At 73.5% G+C, this 22688-nt stretch carries 22 protein-coding genes; 15 read left to right on the forward strand and 7 right to left on the reverse strand.

Annotated elements, in window-relative coordinates:
* The first annotated feature begins 179 nt into the window (after positions 1-179).
* Positions 180-503, forward strand: a complete 324-nt coding sequence (locus O7625_RS22175; protein ID WP_282341195.1) for a TraR/DksA C4-type zinc finger protein — start codon at positions 180-182, stop codon at positions 501-503.
* A 117-nt stretch (positions 504-620) separates the two neighbouring features.
* On the opposite strand, the gene O7625_RS22180 is transcribed toward O7625_RS22175, so the two are convergent.
* The gene (locus O7625_RS22180) at positions 621-1313 is read right to left on the reverse strand and encodes an SDR family oxidoreductase (protein ID WP_282341197.1); all 693 of its coding nucleotides are present in this window, start codon (positions 1311-1313) and stop codon (positions 621-623) included.
* Between the two features lie 48 nt (positions 1314-1361).
* On the opposite strand from O7625_RS22180, the gene O7625_RS22185 reads away from it, so the two are divergent.
* Both O7625_RS22185 and O7625_RS22190 read left to right on the forward strand, forming a co-directional pair.
* Positions 1362-1724 carry a MerR family transcriptional regulator gene (locus O7625_RS22185; RefSeq protein WP_282341199.1) on the forward strand — a complete coding sequence of 121 codons (363 nt, stop codon included), beginning with the start codon at positions 1362-1364 and terminating at the stop codon, positions 1722-1724.
* 42 nt (positions 1725-1766) lie between these two features.
* Entirely contained in the window at positions 1767-2693 is a 927-nt protein-coding gene (locus tag O7625_RS22190; RefSeq protein WP_282341201.1) for a diacylglycerol kinase family protein, read from the forward strand.
* On the opposite strand, the gene O7625_RS22195 is transcribed toward O7625_RS22190, so the two are convergent.
* Positions 2656-3588, reverse strand: coding sequence for an EamA family transporter (locus O7625_RS22195; RefSeq protein ID WP_282341202.1), 933 nt, complete (start codon positions 3586-3588; stop codon positions 2656-2658). The two genes, O7625_RS22190 and O7625_RS22195, sit on opposite strands and share 38 nt — an antisense overlap.
* Positions 3585-4274 (reverse strand): HAD-IA family hydrolase, encoded by a 690-nt coding sequence (locus O7625_RS22200; protein WP_282347051.1) that lies wholly within the window; start codon positions 4272-4274, stop codon positions 3585-3587. Before O7625_RS22200 ends, O7625_RS22195 begins: the two co-directional genes overlap by 4 nt.
* A 164-nt stretch (positions 4275-4438) precedes the next feature.
* On the opposite strand from O7625_RS22200, the gene O7625_RS22205 reads away from it, so the two are divergent.
* Together O7625_RS22205 and O7625_RS22210 are read left to right on the forward strand one after the other, a co-directional pair.
* Positions 4439-7243, forward strand: coding sequence for a DEAD/DEAH box helicase (locus O7625_RS22205; protein ID WP_282341204.1), 2805 nt, complete (start codon positions 4439-4441; stop codon positions 7241-7243).
* Between the two features lie 168 nt (positions 7244-7411).
* Complete coding sequence (locus O7625_RS22210; protein ID WP_089003899.1) at positions 7412-8305, forward strand: MHYT domain-containing protein; 894 nt, start codon at positions 7412-7414, stop codon at positions 8303-8305.
* Between the two features lie 167 nt (positions 8306-8472).
* Here the strand turns inward: O7625_RS22210 and O7625_RS22215 are convergent, their stop codons facing one another.
* The gene (locus tag O7625_RS22215) at positions 8473-9393 is read right to left on the reverse strand and encodes a 5'-3' exonuclease (protein WP_282341205.1); all 921 of its coding nucleotides are present in this window, start codon (positions 9391-9393) and stop codon (positions 8473-8475) included.
* 170 nt (positions 9394-9563) lie between these two features.
* Between O7625_RS22215 and O7625_RS22220 the strand changes: the two genes are divergently transcribed.
* Complete coding sequence (locus tag O7625_RS22220) at positions 9564-10631, forward strand: DUF4037 domain-containing protein (protein ID WP_282341206.1); 1068 nt, start codon at positions 9564-9566, stop codon at positions 10629-10631.
* Between the two features lie 85 nt (positions 10632-10716).
* Here the strand turns inward: O7625_RS22220 and O7625_RS22225 are convergent, their stop codons facing one another.
* Positions 10717-11901, reverse strand: a complete 1185-nt coding sequence (locus O7625_RS22225; protein ID WP_282341207.1) for a glycoside hydrolase family 5 protein — start codon at positions 11899-11901, stop codon at positions 10717-10719.
* Positions 11902-12131: 230 nt separating this feature from the next.
* Between O7625_RS22225 and O7625_RS22230 the strand changes: the two genes are divergently transcribed.
* The 3 genes from O7625_RS22230 to O7625_RS22240 are packed head-to-tail and all read left to right on the forward strand — an operon-like array spanning position 12132 to position 14054.
* Positions 12132-13274, forward strand: coding sequence for an acyl-CoA dehydrogenase family protein (locus O7625_RS22230; protein WP_282341209.1), 1143 nt, complete (start codon positions 12132-12134; stop codon positions 13272-13274).
* A gap of 25 nt (positions 13275-13299) precedes the next feature.
* Positions 13300-13515, forward strand: coding sequence for a DUF433 domain-containing protein (locus O7625_RS22235; protein WP_067313206.1), 216 nt, complete (start codon positions 13300-13302; stop codon positions 13513-13515).
* Between the two features lie 59 nt (positions 13516-13574).
* The gene (locus tag O7625_RS22240) at positions 13575-14054 is read left to right on the forward strand and encodes an Lrp/AsnC family transcriptional regulator (RefSeq protein ID WP_282341210.1); all 480 of its coding nucleotides are present in this window, start codon (positions 13575-13577) and stop codon (positions 14052-14054) included.
* Positions 14055-14091: 37 nt separating this feature from the next.
* Here O7625_RS22240 and O7625_RS22245 read toward each other — a convergent pair whose 3' ends face one another.
* Positions 14092-14658: a histidine phosphatase family protein gene (locus O7625_RS22245; RefSeq protein ID WP_282341211.1), complete on the reverse strand. Its 567-nt coding sequence runs from the start codon at positions 14656-14658 to the stop codon at positions 14092-14094.
* 218 nt (positions 14659-14876) lie between these two features.
* Here O7625_RS22245 and O7625_RS22250 point away from each other — a divergent pair, with 218 nt between their 5' ends.
* The 4 genes from O7625_RS22250 (at position 14877) to O7625_RS22265 (ending at position 18421) form a co-directional block, all read left to right on the forward strand.
* Positions 14877-15038, forward strand: coding sequence for a hypothetical protein (locus tag O7625_RS22250; RefSeq protein WP_282341212.1), 162 nt, complete (start codon positions 14877-14879; stop codon positions 15036-15038).
* An 89-nt stretch (positions 15039-15127) separates the two neighbouring features.
* Positions 15128-17590 carry a tetratricopeptide repeat protein gene (locus tag O7625_RS22255; RefSeq protein ID WP_282341213.1) on the forward strand — a complete coding sequence of 821 codons (2463 nt, stop codon included), beginning with the start codon at positions 15128-15130 and terminating at the stop codon, positions 17588-17590.
* Between the two features lie 101 nt (positions 17591-17691).
* Positions 17692-17835, forward strand: coding sequence for a hypothetical protein (locus tag O7625_RS22260; protein ID WP_282341215.1), 144 nt, complete (start codon positions 17692-17694; stop codon positions 17833-17835).
* A 250-nt stretch (positions 17836-18085) separates the two neighbouring features.
* Positions 18086-18421 (forward strand): YnfA family protein, encoded by a 336-nt coding sequence (locus tag O7625_RS22265; protein ID WP_067313194.1) that lies wholly within the window; start codon positions 18086-18088, stop codon positions 18419-18421.
* A gap of 51 nt (positions 18422-18472) precedes the next feature.
* Here O7625_RS22265 and O7625_RS22270 read toward each other — a convergent pair whose 3' ends face one another.
* Positions 18473-19879, reverse strand: coding sequence for a lysine 2,3-aminomutase (locus tag O7625_RS22270; RefSeq protein WP_282341217.1), 1407 nt, complete (start codon positions 19877-19879; stop codon positions 18473-18475).
* Between the two features lie 177 nt (positions 19880-20056).
* On the opposite strand from O7625_RS22270, the gene O7625_RS22275 reads away from it, so the two are divergent.
* Positions 20057-21106 (forward strand): zinc-binding alcohol dehydrogenase, encoded by a 1050-nt coding sequence (locus O7625_RS22275; RefSeq protein WP_282347052.1) that lies wholly within the window; start codon positions 20057-20059, stop codon positions 21104-21106.
* 5 nt (positions 21107-21111) lie between these two features.
* Complete coding sequence (locus O7625_RS22280; RefSeq protein ID WP_282341219.1) at positions 21112-22677, forward strand: amidohydrolase family protein; 1566 nt, start codon at positions 21112-21114, stop codon at positions 22675-22677.
* Positions 22678-22688: the final 11 nt, after the last annotated feature.

Genomic DNA, 22688 nt, shown 5'->3' on the forward strand with positions numbered 1-22688 from the left:
GGCGGCCGAGCCCGATCCCCGCCGGCCGTGGCCCACCGGAGACGCTCATCCTCCGGTACGGCCACCAGGGCGAAGCCATTCGGCTTCGGCCCTTTTTCTGTTTTCCGGGGTTTCCGTCCGGCTACCCCGTCGTCGTCCGAGCATCCGTCCCGCGGATGCCGCGCCCGAAAGGATCTGACATGACCACCGAGCTGCAGGACCAGGCCGAACAGCATCGGCTAACCATGCTCCGCCAGACCCTCACCGATCAGTTCGCGGTGCAGACCGCCCGGTTGACCGAGCTGACCGCCGACACCGGCGACCCGGCCGAGGCGCACACCCGGGCGGCGCTGCTCGTGGCCACCCGGCAGAGCCTCGACCACCTGGCCGGTGCGCTGCGGCGGCTCGCCGAGGGCAGCTACGGTCGCTGCGAGCGCTGCCAGGTGGCGATCCCGGCCGAGCGGCTGGAGGTGCTGCCCCAGGCCCGCTTCTGCGTGCCCTGCCAGCAGAAGACCCGGGGCTGACCCGGCCACACTTCCACCTAGCAGCCTAGGATGCTTTACGGGTGGTGTGCCGCCCCGCTCCACCGCCGCCGCTGGCCAGCCCCGACGCGGCGGCGGTGGAGCGACCCGCCGACCGGCCTACGGCCCGGCCGGGAAGTAGAAGTCGGCCGGGTCGGCGGCCAGGGCCGCCTTCACCGTGGCGGCCGTCCCGTCGGCCAGCACCTCGATCCGGTCCGCCTCGATCGCGTCGAGCGCCTGCCGTGCCACGTCGGCCGGGTCGATCTTCGGAATGTCGTAGCCGGCCATCATGTCGGTGTCGACCGCGCCCATGTGCAGGCCGGTCACCAGGGTCCGCTGCGCGGCCAGCTCGAGCCGCACGCTGTTGGTGAGGCTCCACTCGGCCGCCTTGGCCACCGAGTAGGCGCCGCTGCCCGGGTGGGCGAACCACGACAGGGCCGAGAGCACGTTGAGGATGGCCCCGTCGCCGAGCTGCGCGGCGAACGCGCGGATCACCGACAGCGTGCCCCAGAAGTGGGTGTCCAGCTCGCGCCGGATCTCGGCGAGGTCCCCACCGACCAGGTCGGTGGCGGTGGTCACCCCGGCGTTGTTGATCAGAAGGTTCACGTCCGGGGCGGCCTCGGCGGCGGCTGCCACCGAGGCGGGATCGGTGATGTCGAGTGCCAGCACCGTGGCGCCCGGCAGGTTTACCAGCTCCGGGCGGCGGGCGGTGGCGTACACCCGTGCGCCGCGGTCGAGCAACTGGCTCGCGAACTGTCGGCCGATGCCGCGATTGGCCCCGGTGACCAGGGCGACTGCTCCGTTGATCTGCATGCCGCTACGCTAGGACCTGACGTTGACGTCAGAGGCAAGGGAAGTGACGTGCGTATCGGTGAGCTGGCCGCGCGGGCCGGGGTCAGCGTCCGTGCCCTGCGCTACTACGAGGAGCAGGGCCTGCTGGCGTCCACCCGCAGCCCACGCGGGCAGCGGCTCTACCCCGACCACGCGGCCGACCGCGTCCGCCTGATCCAGAACCTCTACCCGGCCGGCCTCACCAGCACCACCATCGCCCGACTGCTGCCCTGCGTCGACGCGGGAGTCAGCACGCCCGAGTCGCGGGCGCTGCTGGCCGCCGAGCGGGACCGGGTCGACGTGCAGATCGCCGCGCTGATCCGGACCCGCGAGCGACTCGACGAGGTGATCGCCCACAGCGAGAGCCCTGTCCCCGGCTGCGGCCACGGCTAGCCGGTCACGACCGGCCGGACACCCCGCCGCGCGCCCGGTACGGTGCTCGCCGTGACCCCAGACGATCACCCGGCGGTCGGCCCGGTCGCCGTGCTCGCCAACCCGACCGCCGGCCGGGGCCGGCACCGGGGGCTGCTGCCCCGGATCCTCGACGGCCTGGCCGCCGCCGGCCGTCCGGTGGAACTGCTCACCGCGGACACCCCGGCCGCCGCCGAGCAGGCCTGCCACGCGGCGGTCGCCGCCGGGGCGTCCGCGCTGGTCACGGTCGGTGGCGACGGCACTGTCCACCGGGCCCTCCAGGCGGTCGCCGGCACCTCGGTGCCGTTCGGCCCGGTGCCGGCGGGCACCGGCAACGACTTCGCCGCCGACACCGGGTTCCCGGCCGATCCGCTCGCCGCCGTCGCGCTGATCGTCGCCGCGCTGCGGACCGGCCGTACCCACCCGGTCGACCTGGCCCGGATGTCCGCCGGCACCGGCCCCGAGCGTTGGTACGGGGCGGTCCTCGCCGCCGGTTTCGACGCGGTCGTCAACGAGCGCGCCAACCGGATGCGCTGGCCCCGTGGACCCCGCCGGTACGACCTGGCCATCCTCGTCGAGCTGGCCCGGTTGCGGCCACGCCGGTACACGCTGCGCCTCGACGGGGTGGAACACCGGTTCGACGGGGTGCTGGTCGCGGTGGGCAACTGCGCCAGTTACGGCGGTGGGATGCGGGTCTGCCCGGCGGCCGACCCCACCGACGGGTTGTTGGACGTGGTGGTCGGCGGCCGCTTCGACCGGCGTACCCTGATCCGGGTCAAACCGCGCATCTACGCCGGCACCCACGTGGCGCATCCGCTGGTGCGCAGCTACCGGGCCGGCACGGTGGAGCTGGCGGCCGAGGGCATCACCACCTACGCCGACGGCGAGCGCTCCCTCGACCTGCCGGTACGGATCAGCGCGGTGCCCCAGGCGGTGCGTCTGCTGCGCTGAGCGGCGCACCCGGCTGCGGCGTCGGACCACCGTCCGGCGGTGCACCGGCACGGGGACCGGCGGCCCGGACCGCGCCGATGCTGGCGACGACCACCAGGCCGATCGCCAGCACCTCGACCGGGTGCAGGTCCTGACCGAGGATCAGCCAGCCGGCGAGCGCGGCGAGCGCCGGCCCCAGGCTCATCAGCACCGCGAAGGTCGAGGTGGCCAGCCGACGCAGCGCCAGCAGCTCCAGGGTGTACGGCAGCACCGAGGCGAGCAGCGCCAGCCCGGCACCGAGCGCCACCGCTCCCGGCTGCCACAGCCGCGCCCCGGCGTCGGCCAGCCCGAACGGCAGGGTGAGCAGGGCGGCCAGGGCGAGGGCCAGGGCCAGCCCGTCGGCGCGGGGGAACCGGCCGCCGACCCGCGCGGAGCAGACGATGTACGCCGCCCACAGCGCGCCCGCCCCGAGCGCCAGGCCCGCGCCGGCCGGGTGCAGCCGGTCGAATCCGCCCTGGCCCAGCAGGGCGACCCCGGCCAGCGCGAGCCCCGCCCAGCACCAGGCGGTCCACCGGCGGGCGGTCAGCACCGACAGGGTGAGCGGCCCGAGCACCTCCAGGGTCACCGCCGGGCCGAGCGGGATCCGTTCGATGGCCTGGTAGAAGACCGAGTTCATCCCGGCCAGCGCCAGCCCGAACGCGCCGACGGCGAGCCAGTCGGCCCGGTCGTGCCCGCGCAGCCGGGGCCGGCACACCAGGAGCATCAGCACCGCCCCGATGGCCAGCCGCAGGGTGACCGTGCCGGGAACCCCGACCCGGGGGAAGAGCAGCGCGGCGACGGCCGAGCCGAAGTGCACCGACAGCGCCCCGCCCAGCACCAGCCCGACCGACGCCGCCCGCCCGGACGGGGCGGTCACGGGGCGGGCAGGGCCAGGTCGAGCACGGCGCCGAGGCCGCTGGGGCGTCCCGGGCCGGCGGCCGGCAGCACCAGCACGCCGCAGCCGGCGGCGACCGCGCCCGCGTCGGCGGGGGTGTCGCCGACCATCAGGGTCCGCTCCGGGTCCACCCGGAGCATGCCGCAGGCCCGCAGGAAGATGCCCGGGTCGGGCTTGCACCGGCCCACCTCGTACGACAGCGCGTACGCGTCGACCAGCTCGGCCAGCCCCCACGCCGCGAAGTGCCCGCGGAGGTCGAAGCCGATGTTGCTCACCACGGCCACCTTGATCCCGGCTTCCCGCAGCGCGGTCAGCACCGGCCCGGTGTCCGGGTAGGGAACCCAGCCGTCGGGCACCAGCACCCGTTCGTAGAGCGCCTCGGCGAAGCCCTCGATCCCGGCGTCCACCGTCTCGGCCAGCCCGGTGTAGGCGGCCCGGTGGGCGTGCTCGTAGAGATCCCGGTCGGCCCACAGCTCGGCCAGGCCGGGCGGTACCCGGGCCGGCAGGGGGCCGCCGGCCCGCCCGGCGGTGAGCAGCCGGTCGGCCAGCGCGGTGGCGCGCATCCGCTCCAGGCTCACCCCGCAGGAGGCCGCGGCGGCCACCACCCAGTCGTGGGCCTGCTCGACCTGGGCGAGGGTGCCGTGGAAGTCGAAGAGCACCGCCTCCACGGGGCGGCGGGAGGCGCCCGCTCGGGTGGCGTCCACGACGTCGTTGGAGGCGTCGCGCGGTTCGGCGTGATCCGGCACCCGTGCACCCTACCGACCCGCCCCGACGCCCGTGCCGGACGGCCTTGGCGGGTGGAGCGTCGGTGGTACCGATTAATCTTGCTGACATGTCGAGCCCAGCCGAGCGGTACGCCGCGTCCCGCCGTCGGGCCGCCCAGGCCGCCCAGTTCCCGGCCCTGGAAGAGTTCGCGCTCGACCTGGGTTTCGAGCTCGACGACTTCCAGCGGGAGGCGTGCGAGTCCCTGGAGCGGGGCAGCGGGGTGCTGGTCTGCGCCCCGACCGGGGCGGGCAAGACGGTGGTCGGCGAGTTCGCCGTGCACCTGGCGCTGCGGGGCACGCCCACCACGGCCACCACGGCGGCCGACGGGCCGTCGACCCCGCCGGCCCGGCGCAAGTGCTTCTACACCACGCCGATCAAGGCGCTGTCCAACCAGAAGTACCACGACCTGGTGCAGCGGTACGGTGCCGCGCAGGTCGGCCTGCTCACCGGCGACAACGCGATCAACGGGGACGCCCCGGTGGTGGTGATGACCACCGAGGTGCTGCGCAACATGCTCTACGCCGGCTCGGCGACGCTGACCGGGCTGGCCTACGTGGTGATGGACGAGGTGCACTACCTCGCCGACCGGTTCCGGGGCGGGGTGTGGGAAGAGGTGATCATCCACCTGCCCTCCTCGGTCACCCTGGTCTCGCTGTCCGCGACGGTCTCCAACGCGGAGGAGTTCGCCGACTGGCTGGTCACCGTGCGCGGTGAGACGGCGGTGGTGGTCAGCGAGCACCGGCCGGTGCCGCTGTGGCAGCACATGCTGGTCGGCCGGCGGATGTTCGACCTGTTCCACGACGCCGACGCGGCCCGCAAGCACGACGTGCACCCGGAGCTGCTGCGCTACACCCGGGAGCAGGTCCGCCGGCTGGAGCTGGGGGAGGGGCGCAGCGCCGGTCCCGGCGGCGGCCGGCGGGGGCCGCGGTGGCGCGGGCCGATGCGCCCCGACATCGTCGACCGGCTCGACCGGGAGGGGCTGCTCCCGGCGATCCTGTTCATCTTCAGCCGGGCCGGCTGCGCCGCGGCCGTGCAGCAGTGCCTCGCCGCCGGCCTGCGGCTGACCTCGGCGGAGGAGCGGGCCGAGATCCGCCGGGTGGTGGAGTCCCGGGTCACCGCGATTCCCGGTGAGGACCTGACCGTCCTGGGCTACTGGGAGTGGCTCGACGGGTTGGAACGCGGCCTGGCCGCCCACCACGCCGGGATGCTGCCGGTGTTCAAGGAGGTCGTCGAGGAGCTGTTCGTCCGGGGCCTGGTCAAGGCGGTCTTCGCCACCGAGACGCTGGCGCTGGGCATCAACATGCCGGCCCGCTGCGTGGTGCTGGAGCGGTTGGTGAAGTTCAACGGCGAGGCGCACGTCGACCTCACCCCGGGGGAGTACACACAGCTCACCGGACGGGCCGGCCGGCGGGGCATCGACGTCGAGGGGCACGCCGTGGTGGTCTGGTCGCCGGAGACCGACCCCCGGCAGGTGGCCGGGCTGGCCTCGACCCGCACCTATCCGCTGCGGTCGAGTTTCCGGCCGTCGTACAACATGGCGGTCAACCTGGTCGGCAGCGTCGGGGCCGACCCGGCCCGCGCCCTGCTGGAGTCGTCGTTCGCCCAGTTCCAGGCGGACCGGTCGGTGGTCGGGCTGGCCCGGCAGGTGCAGCGCAACACCGAGACCATCGAGGCGTACGGCGCCGAGGCGGCCTGCCACCAGGGAGACTTCGACGAGTACTTCGCGTTGCGGGTCGCCATCGCCGACCGGGAGCGGGCCATCGCCCGGCAGGGGCAGACCCAGCGCAAGGCCGCCGCGGTGGCCGCGTTGGAGCGGCTGCGGGTCGGCGACGTGATCCGGGTGCCCTCGGGGCGGCGGGCCGGCCTCGCGGTCGTCCTCGACCCGGCCACCGGCGGGTTCGGCGAGCCCCGGCCGCTGGTGCTCACCCAGGACCGTTGGGCCGGCCGGGTCAGCCCCGGCGACTTCACCACCCCGGCCGAGGTGCTCGCCCGGATCCGGGTGCCGAAGCACTTCAACCACCGTTCCCCGGGCGCCCGGCGGGATCTGGCCGCCGAGGTCAGTGCCATCGGGCTGGACCGGCACGGTGGGCGTCGGGGCGGGCGGTCCCGGCAGGCGACCGGCGAGGACCACCGGCTCAGCCAGCTCCGCACCGAGCTGCGCCGGCACCCCTGCCACGCCTGCCCGGAGCGGGAGGAGCACGCCCGCTGGGCGGAGCGGCGCCGCCGGTTGGAGCGGGACACCGAGGAGCTGCGCGAGCGGGTCTCCGGGCGTACCGGCTCGCTGGCCCGCACCTTCGACCGGATCGTGGCGCTGTTGACCGCCCGGGGTTACCTGTCCGCCGACGGTGGGGTCACCGCCGCCGGGCGGATGCTCGGCCGGATCTGGACCGAGGCGGACCTGCTGGTCGCGGAGTGCCTGCGGCGGGGCGTCTGGGACGGGCTGTCCCCGTCGGAGTTGGCCGCGGCCGTCTCGGTGGTGGTCTTCGAGGCCCGCCGGGACGCCGACGAGCGGGCGTCGCTGCCGCGCGGCCCGGTCGCCGACGCCGTCGACGAGACGCTCAAGCTGTGGAGCGAGATCGAGGCCGACGAGGCGCAGCGGGGCCTGACCGCGACCCGGGAGCCGGATTTCGGCTTCGCCTGGCCGATCTACCGCTGGGCGCGGGGGGAGACGCTGGCCAAGGTGCTGGCCAGTGGCCACCAGATCGAGGGTGAGATGCCCGCCGGGGACTTCGTCCGGTGGGCCCGGCAGGTGGCCGACCTGCTCGGTCAGCTGGCCGACTCCGGCGGGGCGTCGACCGAGCTGCGGGCCACCGCGCGGCAGGCGATCGTCGCCGTCAACCGGGGTGTGCTGGCTCACTACACCTCGGCCTGATCATCACTTTCGGTCACCGTCGGTCGGGGGAATCGACGCATCGGACGGTCACCGCGACAGCACCCCACGGATAACCCGGGGGGCGCTGTTGCGCCTGCTAGCAGGCTCCCCGATCATTGCTCGGGCGCGGTCTCCTACGCGCCGGTAACGAGTGGGGGGAAGGCCGCCGTGGCGGAGATCAATCACTTTGAGTACGGGTGGATCACACCGGCGCTGAGTTACGCGCTCTCCGTGCTCGGTTCGTTCCTGGGACTGGTCTGCGCCGGGCGGATCCGCACCGCCACCGGTTCCGGTCAGCGCTTCTGGTGGGGGCTGCTGGCCGCCTGGGCGATCGGTGGCACCGCGATCTGGGCGATGCACTTCATGGCCATGCTCGGGTTCGCGGTCACCGGCACCCGGATCCGGTACGACGTGCCGCTCACCGCCGCCAGCACGGTGATCGCCGTCAGCGCGGTCGGAATCGGTCTGGCCATCGTCGGCACCGGCCGGCTCAGCGCCGTGAAGGTCCTCGGCGGTGGCCTGTTCACCGGCATCGGCGTCGCCGCCATGCACTACACCGGGATGGCCGCGATGCGGCTCAACGGCGATCTGGCGTACGACGGCACCCGGGTGGGGTTGTCGGTGGTCATCGCCGTCGTGGCGGCCACCGTGGCGCTGTGGCTGGCGATGACCGTCCGCCGGGGACTGGCGATCGCCGGCTCGGCCCTGGTGATGGGGGTCGCCGTCAACGGCATGCACTTCACCGGGATGAGCGCCCTGTCGGTGCACCTGCACGAGCGGCGCGGCGAGCTGACCGGTGCGGGGGTGAGCACGCTGCTGGTGCCGATCGTCCTCGCGGTGATCCTGGTGGTGGTCGGGCTGGTCTACGCGCTGCTCGCCGCCCCCACCGACGACGACCGGGCCGCCGCCGCGTACCTGCAGGCCCGGCAGGTCAGCGCGCCGGTGGTCGAGCCGGAGACCGCCCCGGACCCGGTGGGCCTGCGCAGCCGGTCGACGACGCTCGGCCGGCCGGGCACGCCGTTCCCGTCCCGTCGGGACGTCCCGCCCCCGCCGCAGCGCTGACGACGGCCGCCCCGCGCCGCAGCGCTGACAGCCGCCCCTCGCGCCGCCGGTGATGGCTGCCCGTCGTGTCGCCGGCAGCGGCTGCCCCTCGCGCCGCCGGTGGCGGCCTCAGCCCGGCCCGTCGTGCCGCCGGTGGCGGGCGACCGTTCCCGGCCGCCCGCGCACCGTCACGGGTGCCCGGCGAGGGCGTCGACCAGCCGGCGGCACGATCCGGCCAGGTTCCACCGCTGGGCCAGGTCGAGGAGCCGGTCGGGGTCGGCGGGCGCGGCCGGCAGGGCGGTGGACAGCGTAGGCAGCGGCACGTCGGTGGCGACCCGGACCACCTTCGGGGCCACCGCCAGGTAGTCCCGGGCGCCGTCGAGCTTGGCCCGTAGCCCCGGGGCGAACCCGGAGCCGGGGTCGTCGAGCGCGGTGAGGATGCCGGGCAGGTCGCCGTAGCGGTCGATCAGCCGGGCCGCGGTCTTCTCGCCCACCCCGGGCACCCCGGGCAGCCCGTCGCTCGGGTCGCCGCGCAGGGCGGCGAAGTCGGCGTACCGGTCGGCGGGTACGCCGTAGCGGGCCCGGACCGCGGCGTCGTCGCAGTCGTCGAGCTTGGCCACCCCGCGCCCGACGTAGAGCAGCCGGACCCCCCGGGCGTCGTCGACGAGCTGGAAGAGGTCCCGGTCGCCGGAGACCACCTCCACCGGGCCGGGCTGGGTGACCGACAGGGTGCCCAGCACGTCGTCGGCCTCGTAGCCGGTGGCGCCGACGGCGGTGATGCCGATCGCGGCCAGCACGTCGAGGATCACCGGCACCTGCGGAGAGAGGGTGTCCGGCACCTCCTCGCCGCCGGCCGGGGCGACCCGGTGCGCCTTGTAGGACGGCAGCAGCTCCACCCGCCAGGCGGGCCGCCAGTCGTGGTCGAGCGCGCAGACCATCCGGTCGGGCCGGCGGGTGCGGACGAGCTGGGCGAGCATGTCGAGGAAGCCGCGCACGGCGTTGACCGGCTGACCGTCCCCGGCCTTCGCGGCCGACTCGGGCACGCCGAAGTAGGCCCGGAAGTAGAGGCTGGGGGCGTCGATCAGCAGGATCGGGGGTTGGTCTGCCACGCCCGACAGCCTGGCACAGCCCACCGACGACCGGGGGGACGACCGGGTGGGTCGCCTCGACGCCCACCGCCCGTCGGCGGCCCCGCTGGTCTGCTGCCGGGCGGCCGGGGGACACCGGTGGGCGGGAAACCGGCGTGACGCCGGCCGGCCGGTGGGCGAGACTGCCGGGCATGGAGTTCGTGCCCGGCCTGGTGCTGTGCCGCCGCTTCCACGACGAGGTCGTCGCGCCGCTGCTGGCGGACCGGCTGCCCGGCCTGCGGTACTCCGCCGCCCTGCTCGACGGGGGTTCGGAGCTGCTGGGCCTGGACACCGAACGCTCCACCGACCACGACTGGGGGCCGCGGGCACAGGTCTTCGTGGCCGACCCGGCGGCGGTGGCACCGGTCCGCGCGGCGGTGGCCGACCTGCCGCCGTGGTTCCTGGGCCGGCCCACCCGGTTCCTCGGCTGGCCGACCGCCCGGGTGGGGGTGCCCGACGTCGTCGGTGACCGCACCGGGGTGGAGGTGGCCGTCTGGCGGGACTGGCTGCGCGGCCGGCTGGGGTTCGACCCCACCGTCGCCGTCACCCGCGACGACTGGCTCGCCGTGCCGACGCAGCGGCTGGCCGAGCTGACCGGCGGCGCGGTCTTCCACGACGGCCTGCACGGCGCGGTCGGCGCGGTCCGGGCCACCCTGGCCTGGTATCCGAACGACGTGTGGCGGCACGTGCTGGCCGCCGGGTGGACCCGGGTGGGGCAGGCCGAGCATCTCGTCGGGCGGTGCGCGGAGGTGGGGGACGCGTTGGGCAGCCGGTTGGTGACCGCCCGGGTGGCCCGCGACCTGATCCGCCTCGGCCTGCTGCTGCACCGGCGGTGGCCGCCGTACGACAAGTGGCTCGGCAGCGTGTTCGCCGCGCTGCCGGACGCCGCGCCGGTGGTGGCGGCGCTGGCGGACGCGCTCGGGCCGGGTGACTGGCCGGCCCGGCAGGCGGGCCTGGTCCGGGCGCTGGAGACGGTCGCCGGGTGGTCCAACGCCACCGGGCTGGCCGCGCCGGTCGAGCCCACCGTCCGGCCCTTCCACGGGCGGCCCTTCCTGGTGCTCGACGCGCCCCGCCTGGCCGCCGCGCTGCGGGCCGCGATCGTCGACCCCGTGCTGCGGGACCGCCCCCTGGTCGGCGCGGTGGACCAGTACGTCGACAGCGTGGACGTGCTGACCCACCCCGACCGGGTCCGCCGGGTCTCGGCGGTCGTCGCCGGCTGACCGGCCGGCCGTTCCCGGTGGGGCGCGTCCTCCCGCCGGGCGCACCGGGTCGGTTGCGGCCAGCGGGGCGACGCGGTGCGGCAGGTCAGCTGCGGATCCGGGACCGGATGAACGCCCCCGACTCGGTCAGCACGGCGGTGCCGGTGAAGTCGGTGCCGGCGCAGGTGCCCCGCCGGAACACCGAGTTGCTCTCCGGGCCGTCGGAGTAGCTCCACATCGCGTAACCGATCTTCAGGCTCTTCAGCAGGTCGAGCCAGGTGGTCGCGCTGTCCAGGTCGTTCGGGCCGTCGCCGGTGAAGGTCTGGGTGCCGAACTCGCTGACGAACAGCGGCAGGCTCCGCGCGGCACGGGCCACGGTGGCCCGTTGCAGGTCCCGGTGGGACGCGGCGTAGAAGTGGAAGGTGTACATGATGTTGGTGGCGTCGACCGGGTCGTCGATCACCTCGGTCTCGTCGGCGCCCTCGGAGACACCGAGCGAGGAGAAGCCCCTGGTGCCGACCAGCACCACGCTGTCCGGGTCGGCGGCCCGGATCACCGGGATGACCTGCTCGGCGTAGCTCTTGATGGCGGCCCAGCCGACCCCGTTGGGCTCGTTGGCGATCTCCCAGAGCACGTTGGTGCGTGCGGCGTGCCGGGCGGCGACCTCGGCGAAGAAGGACTTCGCCCGGTCCAGGTTGAGGTTGGGGTCGCCCGGAGTCAGGATGTGGAAGTCGACCACCACGTACAGGCCGAGCGCGCTGGCCGTCACCACGGCCTCGTCGACCCTGCGGGTGAAGCCGGCCGGGTCGGTCTCGAATCCGCCCTCCTGCACGTACATGGCCACCCGGACGAAGTCGGCCCGCCAGTCGGTGCGCAGCGCGGCGAGCGAGTCCGGGTTGAGGCAGTTCGGAAAGAACTGGAGGCCGTGGCTGCTCATCCCGCGGAGCTGCACCGGCTCGCCGGCCTGGTCGCACAGGTGCACGCCGCAGACCCGCAACCGGCCGTGGACGGCCACCGGGGAACCGGCCGGTCCTTCGGTGGCGTCGGCGGCGGCCGGCGTCGGCCGGTCGGTGGTGGCCGGCGGGCCGGTGGCGGTGGTCGTCGGCCCGCCGGTGGTCGGCCCGTCGACGGTGGCCGTCGGGCCGCCGGTGGGCGTCGGCGTCGGTGCCGTGACGGCTGGCGGTCCCGCCTCGGTCTCGGCGTTCGCGGTGGGGACGGCCAGGGCGGCCCAGCCGGTGACGAGCGCGGCCAGGGCCACCCCCGCCGAGGTCAGTACTGCGCGTCGGTGCATCGGAGAACTCCGTCGGGCTCGTCGGTGCCCGGGGAGGGCAACCGGTGGTACGCAGCCGTGGCCGCGACGGTTCACCGCCGGGCCGGACCGCGCGACCGCAGTGGGCCGTGCTGACCGGAGCGGTGGTGACGACCGGAGTGGGCCACGGCCCAAACGACCGTTAAGCTGACCGGGTGGTGCCCGACCACGGCGGGCAACGGCTCAACACCACCCCTGGAGCTCATCGCGCTATGACTGTCGACCGGATCCTCCCCACCGACGAGGCCCACGACCTGCTCGACCTCGCCACCGAACTCGCCGACCGCGAGCTCGCGCCGAGGGCCGCCGACTTCGAGGAGCGGGCCGAGTTCCCCCGGGAGGTGCTGCGTACCCTCGGCCGGGCCGGACTGCTCGGCCTGCCGTACGCCGAGGAGCACGGCGGCGCCGCCCAGCCCTACGAGGTCTACCTCCAGGTGCTGGAGATCCTGGCCGGTCGGTGGCTCGCCGTCGCCGAGGCGGTCAGCGTGCACACCCTGTCCTGCTACCCGCTGGCCCAGTTCGGCACCGACGCGCAGCGCGCCCTGCTGCCGGACCTGCTGGGCGGGGAGCTGCTCGGGGCGTACTGTCTCTCCGAGCCGCAGGGCGGGTCGGACGCCGCGTCGCTGACCACCAGGGCGGTCCGCGACGGCGACGACTACCGGGTCACCGGGGTCAAGGCCTGGATCACCCACGCCCAGGTGGCGGACTTCTACAACCTCTTCTGCCGTACCGGTGGGCCGGGACCGAAGGGCATCTCCTGCCTGCTGGCCGACCGGGGCACCGCCGGCATCGCGCCGCAGCAGGCGGAGCGGACCATGGGGCTGCGCTCCTCGCCGGTCGCGCAGCTCGTCCTCGACGACGCCCGGGTGCCCGCCGACCGACTGATAGGAGGGGAGGGGGCCGGGTTCACCATCGCGATGTCCGCGCTGGACTCGGGGCGGCTCGGCATCGCCGCCTGCGCGGTCGGCCTGGCCCAGGCGGCGCTGGACCATGCCGCCGGCTACGCCCGGGACCGGCAGCAGTTCGGCCGGGCGATCATCGACTTCCAGGGGCTCGGCTTCCTCCTGGCGGACGCGGCCACCCAGATCTCCGCGGCCCGCGCGCTCACGCTGGCCGCCGCCCGGCTGCGCGACGCCGGTCGGCCGTACTCGATCGAGGCGGCCAAGGCGAAGCTGTTCGCCACCGACGTGGCGATGCGGGTGACCACCGACGCGGTGCAGGTGCTCGGCGGCGCCGGTTACGTCGCCGACCATCCGGTCGAGCGGTTCATGCGGGAGGCCAAGGTGCTCCAGATCGTGGAGGGCACCAACCAGATCCAGCGGTTGGTGATCTCCCGGGCGTTGGCGAAGGGCTGAGTCGGCGAAGGGTTAACCTGTGCCGGTGACCTTCCCCCGGATCACCGTCGACCCCGAGGTGATGGGCGGCGCACCCTGCGTGCGGCAGTCCCGGATCCCGGTGGCGACCCTGCTGGCGATGATGGCGGAGGGGATGTCGGTGACGGACATCCTCACCGATCTGCCCTTCCTCGACGAGGAGGATCTGGCGGAGGTGCTGCACTTCGCCGCCGACGCGGTGCGCGACCGCCGGGCCCGCTGAGCGTCACCGGGGGCGGGAGGCCGTCGCCGCGCCCGCGCGCCACCGGGTAGGTTGCACGCGTGGAGGAGATCGACCGTGCCATCGTCGCCGCGCTGACCACCGACGGCCGCCTGTCGTACACGGACCTGGCCGAGAAGGTCAGCCTGTCGGTCTCGGCCGTGCACCAGCGGGTCCGCCGGCTGGAACAGCGCGGCGTGATCAGCGGCTACACCGCCCGGGTGTCGTTCGAGGCGCTGGACCTGCCGTTGACCGCGTTCGTGGCGATCCGGCCGTTCGACCCGTCCCAGCCGGACGACGCGCCGGAGCGGTTGGCCCACCTGCCCGAGATCGACTCCTGTTACTCGGTGGCGGGGGAGGACTTCTACCTGCTGCTGGTGCGGGTCGCCGGGCCGGCCGACCTCGAGCGGGTGCTCCAGGAGATCCGCACCGCGGCGAACGTCACCACCCGTACCACGGTGGTGCTGTCCACCCCCTACGAGGCGCGACCGCCGAAGATCCCGCTGGCGGCGACCCCCCGGCGGTCCCGCGACGGCGGCTGAGCCCCCGGCGTGCATTCGGTGCCGTGGACGGGCCGGCTCACCCGCCGTTCCAGCGCAGGATCACCGGTCGGCCGTGCTCGTGGCCGAGGACGGAGACGGTGGCGGTGTCCAGCCGTAGTTTCCCGCCGCCGGACGCCGGCAGGCCGATCCAGCGGGCGCCGACCACCCGCAGGGTGTGCGCGTGCCCGACGAACACCACGTTGCCGAGTTCCAGCAGCGGGGCGACCCGGGTGAGCAGCCGGTCGACCCGCACGCCGAGCTGGGCGGGGGACTCCCCGCCGGGGCAGCCGTCGGTCCAGATGGTCCAGTCCGGGCGCTCCCGCTGGATGTCGGCGGTGGTCCGCCCCTCGTACGCGCCGTAGTTCCACTCGGCCAGGTCCTCGTCGATCTCGTCGACGGTGAGGCCGGCGAGTTCGGCGGTGTCCCGGGCGCGTCGGCGGGGGCTGGCGAGCACCCGGGCGAAGCGGCGGCCGGTGAGCACCCCGGCCAGCGCCCGGGCCTGCCGCTCACCGTCGGGCGTCAGCTCCAGGTCGGTGTACGAGGTGTGCCGGCGGCTGGCGCTCCAGTCGGTCTCGCCGTGCCGGATCAGGATGATCTCGCTCATCCCCCCAGTCAACCAGCCCCGCGGTGCCTGCGGGCACGGCTGAGGTACGCCGCAGACCGGTAACCGGGAGGAACGGTGCCGGCCCCTGTGCCGCCGTGTGCCCGGACCACCGTGATTCGTCGGCGTCGGTCCTGTCCTCCAGGGGTGTCCCACTACGACCTGGGACACCCCTGGAGGCCCCAACCTGGGAGACATCCACGGAGAAGGGAGCAGGCGTCATGTCGATCAACGAGCTCTGGGCACACGTACCGGACATCATCCTCACGGCGAAGCTGGTGTCGGCCCTGGCGACCGCCGGCTGGGCGGTGGGCCGGCTCGGGCAGCGGGTACGGCGGGGGAAATCAGCCGACCGGACGACGTCGACGTCCGACCGTCCTTGATGGAATGACGTGGTGGATCCGGAAAGTGCCCCTCGCACCGCGGCGGTCGGACATTCTCCGGTGCGACCGGATCGAGCGGGGAAATCGCCATGCCTTCGAGCGAGCAGGGCAACCAGGTGGACGAGATCCAGCTCTGGTTCGCGCGCCAGCTGAGGGAGTTCGTGGCCGGGGCGGGCGGTCCGTCGTACCGACAGCTGGCACTCGGGATCGACGCGCTCGGGGCGAGCCTGTCCAAAAGCACGATCGAGCGCATCCTGAACGGCAGGACCCACCCGAAGCCCGAGATGGTGGAGCAGATCGTCCGGGCAGCGCACGCCTATGCCGGACGCCCCGGCGAGCCCGATCTCGGTGTCTGGGAACGACACTACGACCGGCTGCAGGAGCGGCTCATCGTCCTCGGGCAGGGGAGCCGGACGATCGCCAACGCCGTCGCCGACGAGGAGGGACGGATCTGGCCGCGCCGCCTCGGCAGTATCCCGGGGGCCGTCGAGGCGTTCCAGGAGCGGCTCGACCCACTGGTCGACCGGGTGGCCGGGTCCTTCATCCTGACCGGCACCGGTGGTGTCGGAAAAACCCAGGCGGCTGCCGAGTACATCCGCGGGCGTCTGGCCGCGGGTGACCTGGACCTGGCCATCTGGATCTCCGCCGGAGCCCGCGACACGATCGTCTCCGGCATGGCCGCCGCCGCCACCGACCTGACCGGAGCGAGCTACCAGGACCCGGAACTCATGGCCCACCGGCTGCGTACCTGGCTCGCCGGCACCCGGCACCGGTGGTGTGTCGTCCTGGACGACCTGAGCGACATCTCCCACGTACGGGGGCTGTGGCCGCTGCCGTCGGCACGCGGCATCACCCTGGCCACCACCCGCCGGCAGGACGACGGTCTGCGAGGCTACGGCAGACGGGTGGAGGTCGGGGTGTTCCGCCGCGACCAGGCCGTCACGTTCCTGCGCGCACGACTCCCCGCCGACGCCGGCAGCGACGACGACCTCGCCGGCCTGGCCCACGACCTCGGCTTCCTACCCCTGGCGCTGGCCCAGGTCAGCACCTACATGTGCGACCGGGAGCTGGACTGCCGTACCTTCCGGGCCCGGTGGGCCGACACCCGGCGTCGACTGGCCGACCTCATCCCGGAGCCCAGCGCGCTACCCGACGACTATCCGGTCGGCCTGGACGCGGCGCTGGAGCTGTCGGTCGTCGAAGCCGACAAACTGCATCCGGCTGGAACGGCCCGTACCGTGTTGCAGATCCTGAGCGTCCTCGACCCGAACGGCGTACCCGAATCGGTGCTGCGGACACCGGCGGCGACCGCGTTGATGCCGTCTGCGGACGAGGATCTGCGCCGCGACGCCCAGCGGGACGGAGTGCGCAACCTCCGCCGCCTCAATCTGCTCGACATCGCCGTCGACGACGCGACCGCGGAGACCCGGATCCTGCGGGTGCACGTCCTGCACCAGCGGTCCACCGCCGAACTCATGTCGGCTGCGCGCCGCTACGAGGTGGCACAGACCGCCGCACAGGCTCTCCTCGACTGCTGGGCGGCCCCACCGTCCGGGTCCGCGCTCGACCGGATGCTCAGAGCCAACGCCTTCGTCCTCTACCGGCGCGAACCGGAAGCACTGTTCACGCCGGAACCACACGAGGTCCTGTTCCGGATGGGGCGGAGCCTGGGCGAGGCGGGCCAGGCGGCGGCGGCCGTCGAACACTTCCGGCAGATCGACGCCCGGGTCCACGACGGGACCACCGGCGGCACCTCTGTGCTGGCCTTCAAGAGCCGCGGATACCTCGCCTGGTGGTTGGCCCAGGCCGGGCGGCACGGCGAGGCCGCTGACGCGTTCGAGTCGCTCTACGCCGATCAGGCCGAGGTGCTCGACCCCGAGGATCCCGACCTGATGCAGACCCGGCAGAGCGCGGCGGTCTGGCGGGGCCACAGCGGCGACCTCGACGTCGCCCGGCAGCAACTGGAACAGCTCTACCTGGAGCGCATCCGCATCCAGGGACCACACCACCGCGACACCATCAGTAACCGCAACCACCTGGCCAACTTCCGCTCCTACTGTGGCGACTTCCAGGGTGCCTGGGAACTGCACGACCAGGCGCTGCGCGAGACCGAGGCCCGGGTCGGCCCGGACCACCCGGACACCCTCCGGGCTCGCGCCACCGCCATGCGCCACCGCGGGGAGATGGGCGAGATCCAGCGCGCCGTCGAGGCTTACCGGGCGCTCGCCGAACACCTTCAGGGCGCGGTGCCCGGGCATCCGAGCACCTTCTCCGCCCGGCACCAACTCCACGAGTGGGTCGCCCGCAGCGGTCAGCTCGACGCGGCGGTCGCCGGGATGGAGCGCCTGCTGGCGGACCGCCTCGCCGCGCTCGGACCGGAGCATCCGCACACCTTGGACAGCCGGCTCCTGCTGATCCGCTGGCGCAACCGCAGCGGTGACCGGGAGCGTGCCCTCGCCGAAGCCGACGCACTCCGCCGGGACCTGGAACGGACCCTCGGCCCGGACTCGGTCTTCGCCAGAGCCATCCCGGCGGCCCTGGAACCGTGGTAGCAAGCCGTCCGTCAGTCGTCATCGAGTGCCTCGCCGCCGGAAGGTGCCGTGGCCGGCAGAAGGGCGACCCGGATGGAACTCTCCGAAAAGGATCGACAGAAGTGCCACGCGATCATCCACTGGGCTGGATCCCTTTCGTCGGCAACGCCATCAACGCGGTGACCGCCGCCGGCGTGGTCGAAGCGCTCGGCTGGGCTGTCGTGGCCGACTTCAGCAACCGCGACAACCGACGACCCGGCGCATGAGTTCGTGCCGGCTGCAGCGGTGGGCCGGCGCGCGTGCGCTGCCGCACCCGGCCTGCACCCTGGAGAGCCGGGCCGTCGTCAGCACACCCTAGCGTCCTAGGATGGCCTAGGGGTAGTGCGCCAAGGCGCACCCCGAAACACCAGCGCCTGCGGCGCAGTTCGTTTGCTTATGGGACGCGATCCCCGCACCGAGGTAGCCGGTGATCGCCCTGCGGGAGAACCGGCGGGTCACCCGCGCTAGCGTGCGGTCATGCTGGTCGCCCGTTCGCTGGTGTTGTTCGCCCTGGCCGCGCTCGCCGAGATCGGTGGCGCCTGGCTGATCTGGCAGGGCTGGCGGGAACACCGGGGACTGTGGTGGATCGCCGGCGGGGTGGTCGCGCTGGGCGTCTACGGGTTCGTGGCGACGTTCCAGCCGGACGCCAACTTCGGCCGGATCCTCGCCGCGTACGGCGGGGTGTTCGTGGCCGGTTCGCTGGCCTGGGGGATGGTGGTGGACGGCTTCCGGCCGGACCGGTGGGACCTGACCGGCGCGGCGATCTGCCTGCTCGGCGTCGCGGTGATCATGTACGCCCCACGCGGGGCGTGAACGTCGTCGCCCCCGGGACCGGTCGGTCCCGGGGGCGACGGACGGCACCGCTCAGTCGTCGCGGTGGGTGACCCACCACTGTCGGCCGGCGTCGGGCAGGGTGTCGATCGGGTCGTAGTAGGCGTACCGCTTGTCGAGCGCCTCCAGGTCGGCGGACTCGATGGAGGTGCGGTAGTTCTTGGTCCAGTAGGAGATGCCGCGCTCCCGGTCGTACTCGGTGAGCATGTGCACCCAGCGCTTGCCGACGAAGGGGACGTCGCAGACGATCCGGGGGGTGGCGTAGCCGGGCAGGTAGCCCATGATGTCGTGCTGGAGCTGCTGGGCGTGCCAGACGGGAACCCGCCAGTGTTCGGCGTTGGGGATCATGTCGCACATGTAGAAGTAGTAGGGCAGGATGCCGGCCTCGCCCTGGAGGGCGAAGCAGAGGTCGAGCAGGTCGGGGGCGGTGGCGTTCACGCCGCGCATGAGGACGCCCTGGTTGCGGACGTCGCGGACGCCGACGTCGAGGGCGGTCTGGGTGGCCCTGGCGACCAGCGGGGTGATCGACTGGGCGTGGTTGACGTGGGTGTGGATGGCCAGGTTGACGCCGCGGCGGGCGGCGGTGCGGGCGACCCGCTCCAGGCCTTCGACCACGTCGTTCTGGAGCCAGTGCTGGGGCAGGCCCATCAGCGCCTTGGTGGCGAGCCGGATGTCGCGGACGGTTTCCAGGTCGAGCAGCCGCATCAGGTACGTCTCCAGGTTGCGCCAGGGGACGTTGGCGACGTCACCGCCGGAGACGACGACGTCGCGGACGCCGGGGTGGGCCTTGAGGTAGCTGATGTGGGCGTCGTAGCGGTCGACGGGCTTGAGGGTGAGCTTGAGCTTGTCGACGGCGGGGGTGGAGTTGCCGACCAGGTCCATCCGGGTGCAGTGCCCGCAGTACTGCGGGCAGGTGGAGAGCAGCTCGGCGAGGACCTTGGTGGGGTAGCGGTGGGTGAGGCCCTCGGCGACCCACATGTCGTGTTCGTGGAGCGAGTCGCGGCTGGCGTAGGGGTGTGACGGCCAGTCGGTGCGCCGGTCGGTCGCGATGGGGATCATGTAGCGCCGGATGGGGTCGGCGCGGAAGGCGTCGGTGGTGAGCGGCGCGAACGGCACCATCGTGTTGATCATCTGGGGTGGCACCAGCATCGACATGGTGGCCAGGGCCTGCTGGTCGGCGGCCAGGTCGGTGTAGAAGGTCTCGTCGACGGTGTCGCCGAGGACGGCGCGCAGCTGCTTGATGTTCTTGACGCAGTTGACGCGTTGCCACTGGGCGTTCTCCCACTGCTCACGGGTGACGTGGCGCCAGCCGGGGAAGCGGGTCCAGTCGGGTTCGACCAGGGGGCTGCGGCGGTACTCGTAGGGCTGACCGGCGGTCGGTACGGCGACCGGTGCGGGGCGGGGGCCGGGGATGGTCTCCATCGGGTGGGTCTGGGTCACGGCCCCTCCTCGTGGTGCGTGGCCGGGGTGGCCGGCGGGCTGGTGCGATGATCGGTGAATCCGAAGGCTACTGGAAAATATCCGGCGAAGAAATTAGTCTGCCGTAAGTTTTCCCGCGATGCGAGTCCTGGCCGGGGCTTCGCGCGGCGACGAGGGGAGGTAGGCGTGACGTCACCGGTGGGTCTGCACCGTGTCGTGGAACCGGCGGGGGTGCTGCCGCAGGCGGCCTGGCGGTTGGACGCCGATCCGCGGATCGCCCCGAACGAGGTGCGGATCCGGGTCGAGCGGCTGAACCTCGACGCGGCGAGTTTCCGGCAGTTGGCGCAGCGGCACGGCGGGGACGGGGAGAAGGTCCGCGCCGAGGTGCTGGAGATCGTGTCGACCCGGGGCAAGATGCAGAATCCGGTGACCGGGTCGGGTGGGATGTTGATCGGCACGGTGGAGGAGGTCGGTCGCCGGTCGCCGCTGGGGTTGGCCGTGGGTGACCGGGTGGCGACGCTGGTGTCGTTGACCCTGACGCCGTTGACGATCCTCGACGGGTTGGCGCGCTGGGACGGGCGCAGTGAGCAGGTGCCGTGTGACGGGTACGCGATCCTGTTCGCCCGGTCGATCGCGGCGGTGCTGCCGGCGGATCTGCCCGCGGAGTTGGCGTTGGCGGTGTTGGACGTGTGTGGGGCGCCGGCGTTGACGGCGCGGGTGGTGGGTGAGCAGGTGGCGCGGCGGGAGCGCGCGGGTGACGGGTCGCCGGTGACGGTGGCGGTGGTCGGTGGGGCCGGGAAGAGCGGGTCGTTGTCGTTGGTGGCGGCGCGGCGGGCGGGTGCGGCTCGTACCGTCGGGGTGGTGCCGGTGGAGGCGGAGCGGGACGCGCTGGCGGCGGCCGGGGTGGCGTCGGTGGTGGCGTTGGCCGATGCCCGGGATCCGGTGGCGTTGTCGTCGGCGGTGACCTCGGCGTTGGGTGGGCCGGCGGACGTGACGGTGGTGTGCGTGGACGTGCCGGGGTGTGAGCACGGTGCGGTGTTGGCCACGGCGGAGGGCGGCACGGTGATCTTCTTCTCGATGGCGACGAGTTTCGCGGCGGCGGCGTTGGGTGCGGAGGGGCTGGCGGCGGACGTGACGATGCTGGTGGGCAACGGTTTCGTGCCGGGTCATGCGGAGTTGGCGTTGGGGTTGGTGCGGTCGGAGCCGGGGGTACGTGCGCTGTTCGAGTCCCGGTTGGCGGCAGACTGAGTGCCATGACGAATCCCTCGACGTTGTACCGCGGTGGAGTGCTGCACTGTCCGGCGGAGCCGAGCGCGACGGCGCTGTTGGTGCGGGACGGGCGGATCGCCTGGTTGGGTGGGGACGCGGAGGCGCCGGCCGCCGACCGGGTGGTGGAGCTGGACGGGGCGTTGGTGACGCCGGCGTTCGTGGACGCGCACGTGCATGCCACGGACACCGGGTTGGTGTTGTCGGGGCTGGGTCTGTCGTCGGTGCGGGCGGCGGCCGGGTTGCTGGACGCGGTGGCGGCGTTCGCGGCGGGTCTGCCGTCGGATGCGGTGGTGCTGGGGCACGGCTGGGACGAGTCGGGTTGGGTGGACCGGCGGTTGCCGGAGGCGGGGGAGTTGGACCGGGCGGCGGGTGGCCGGCGGGTGTACCTGTCGCAGGCGTCGATCCATTCGGCGTTGGTGTCGTCGGCGTTGTTGGCGGCGTGTCCGGAGGCGGCGGCGATGCCGGGTTTCGACGCGTCGGGGTGGTTGCGGCGGGACGCGCACCATGTGGTGCGGGCGGCGGCGCAGGGTTCGGTGGGTCGGGCGCAGCGGGTGGCGGCGCAGCGGGTGGCGTTGGCGCACGCGGCGTCGTTGGGGATCGCGGCGGTGCACGAGTGTGGTGGTCCGCAGATCTCCGACGAGGAGGATTTCACCGGGTTGCTGCGGTTGTCGGGGGTGGGTCTGCCGGAGGTGTACGGGTACTGGGGTGAGTTGTCGGGGGCGGCGCGGGCGCGGGAGTTGGGTGCGGTGGGGGCGGGTGGTGATCTGTTCGCGGACGGGGCGTTGGGGTCGCGGACGGCGCACCTGTCGCGGGATTACCTCGATGGTGAGGGTTGTGGGCACGGTTATCTGAGTGCCGAGCAGGTGCGTGATCATCTGGTGGACTGTGCGGCGCACGGGGTGCAGGGCGGGTTCCATGCGATCGGTGACGCGGCGATCGCGACGGTGTTGGCGGGGTTCGCGGGGGCGGCGGCGACGTTAGGGACGGAGCGGGTGCGGGCGGCCCGGCACCGGGTGGAGCATGCGGAGATCATGAGTAAGCGGTTGATCGCCGGGTTCGTGGAGTTCGGGATCGTGGCGAGTGTGCAGCCGGCGTTCGACCGGTTGTGGGGTGGTGCGGGTCGGATGTACGAGTCGCGGTTGGGTCTGGACCGGTCGTTGGAGTCGAATCCGATGGGGGCGATGCACGCGGTGGGGGTGGCGTTGGCGTTCGGGTCGGATTCGCCGGTGACGCCGTTGGATCCGTGGGGGTCGGTGCGGGCGGCGGCGGCGCATCACAGTCCGGCGCAGCGGATGAGTGTGCGGGCGGCGTTCGCGGCGCACACCCGGGGTGGGTGGCGGGCGGTGCGGCGGGACACCGAGGGGGTGATCGCGTTGGGTGCGCCGGCGACGTTCGCGGTGTGGTCGAGTCCGGCGGGGGTGGAGCGGGGGTTGCCGGTGGTGTTGGCGGCGGATCCGGAGTTGCGGGGGCCTGCGGATCCGACGCCGTTGCCGGTGTGTCGGCGCACGGTGTTGCGTGGTGAGGTCATCTTCGAGGAAGGCGTGTCGTGAGCGAGCGATCC

Source organism: Micromonospora sp. WMMD714 (assembly GCF_029581315.1).
Lineage (GTDB): Bacteria > Actinomycetota > Actinomycetes > Mycobacteriales > Micromonosporaceae > Micromonospora > Micromonospora rifamycinica.

What these genes read in the sequence shown, in the direction of transcription:
- O7625_RS22175 (WP_282341195.1), top strand. Translation starts at nt 180, where the DNA reads ATGACCACCGAGCTGCAGGACCAGGCCGAACAGCATCGGCTAACCATG.
- O7625_RS22280 (WP_282341219.1), top strand. Translation starts at nt 21,112, where the DNA reads ATGACGAATCCCTCGACGTTGTACCGCGGTGGAGTGCTGCACTGTCCG.
- O7625_RS22250 (WP_282341212.1), top strand. Translation starts at nt 14,877, where the DNA reads ATGTCGATCAACGAGCTCTGGGCACACGTACCGGACATCATCCTCACG.
- O7625_RS22255 (WP_282341213.1), top strand. Translation starts at nt 15,128, where the DNA reads ATGCCTTCGAGCGAGCAGGGCAACCAGGTGGACGAGATCCAGCTCTGG.
- O7625_RS22265 (WP_067313194.1), top strand. Translation starts at nt 18,086, where the DNA reads ATGCTGGTCGCCCGTTCGCTGGTGTTGTTCGCCCTGGCCGCGCTCGCC.
- O7625_RS22220 (WP_282341206.1), top strand. Translation starts at nt 9,564, where the DNA reads ATGGAGTTCGTGCCCGGCCTGGTGCTGTGCCGCCGCTTCCACGACGAG.
- O7625_RS22180 (WP_282341197.1), bottom strand. Translation starts at nt 1,313, where the DNA reads ATGCAGATCAACGGAGCAGTCGCCCTGGTCACCGGGGCCAATCGCGGC.
- O7625_RS22245 (WP_282341211.1), bottom strand. Translation starts at nt 14,658, where the DNA reads ATGAGCGAGATCATCCTGATCCGGCACGGCGAGACCGACTGGAGCGCC.
- O7625_RS22230 (WP_282341209.1), top strand. Translation starts at nt 12,132, where the DNA reads ATGACTGTCGACCGGATCCTCCCCACCGACGAGGCCCACGACCTGCTC.
- O7625_RS22225 (WP_282341207.1), bottom strand. Translation starts at nt 11,901, where the DNA reads ATGCACCGACGCGCAGTACTGACCTCGGCGGGGGTGGCCCTGGCCGCG.
- O7625_RS22205 (WP_282341204.1), top strand. Translation starts at nt 4,439, where the DNA reads ATGTCGAGCCCAGCCGAGCGGTACGCCGCGTCCCGCCGTCGGGCCGCC.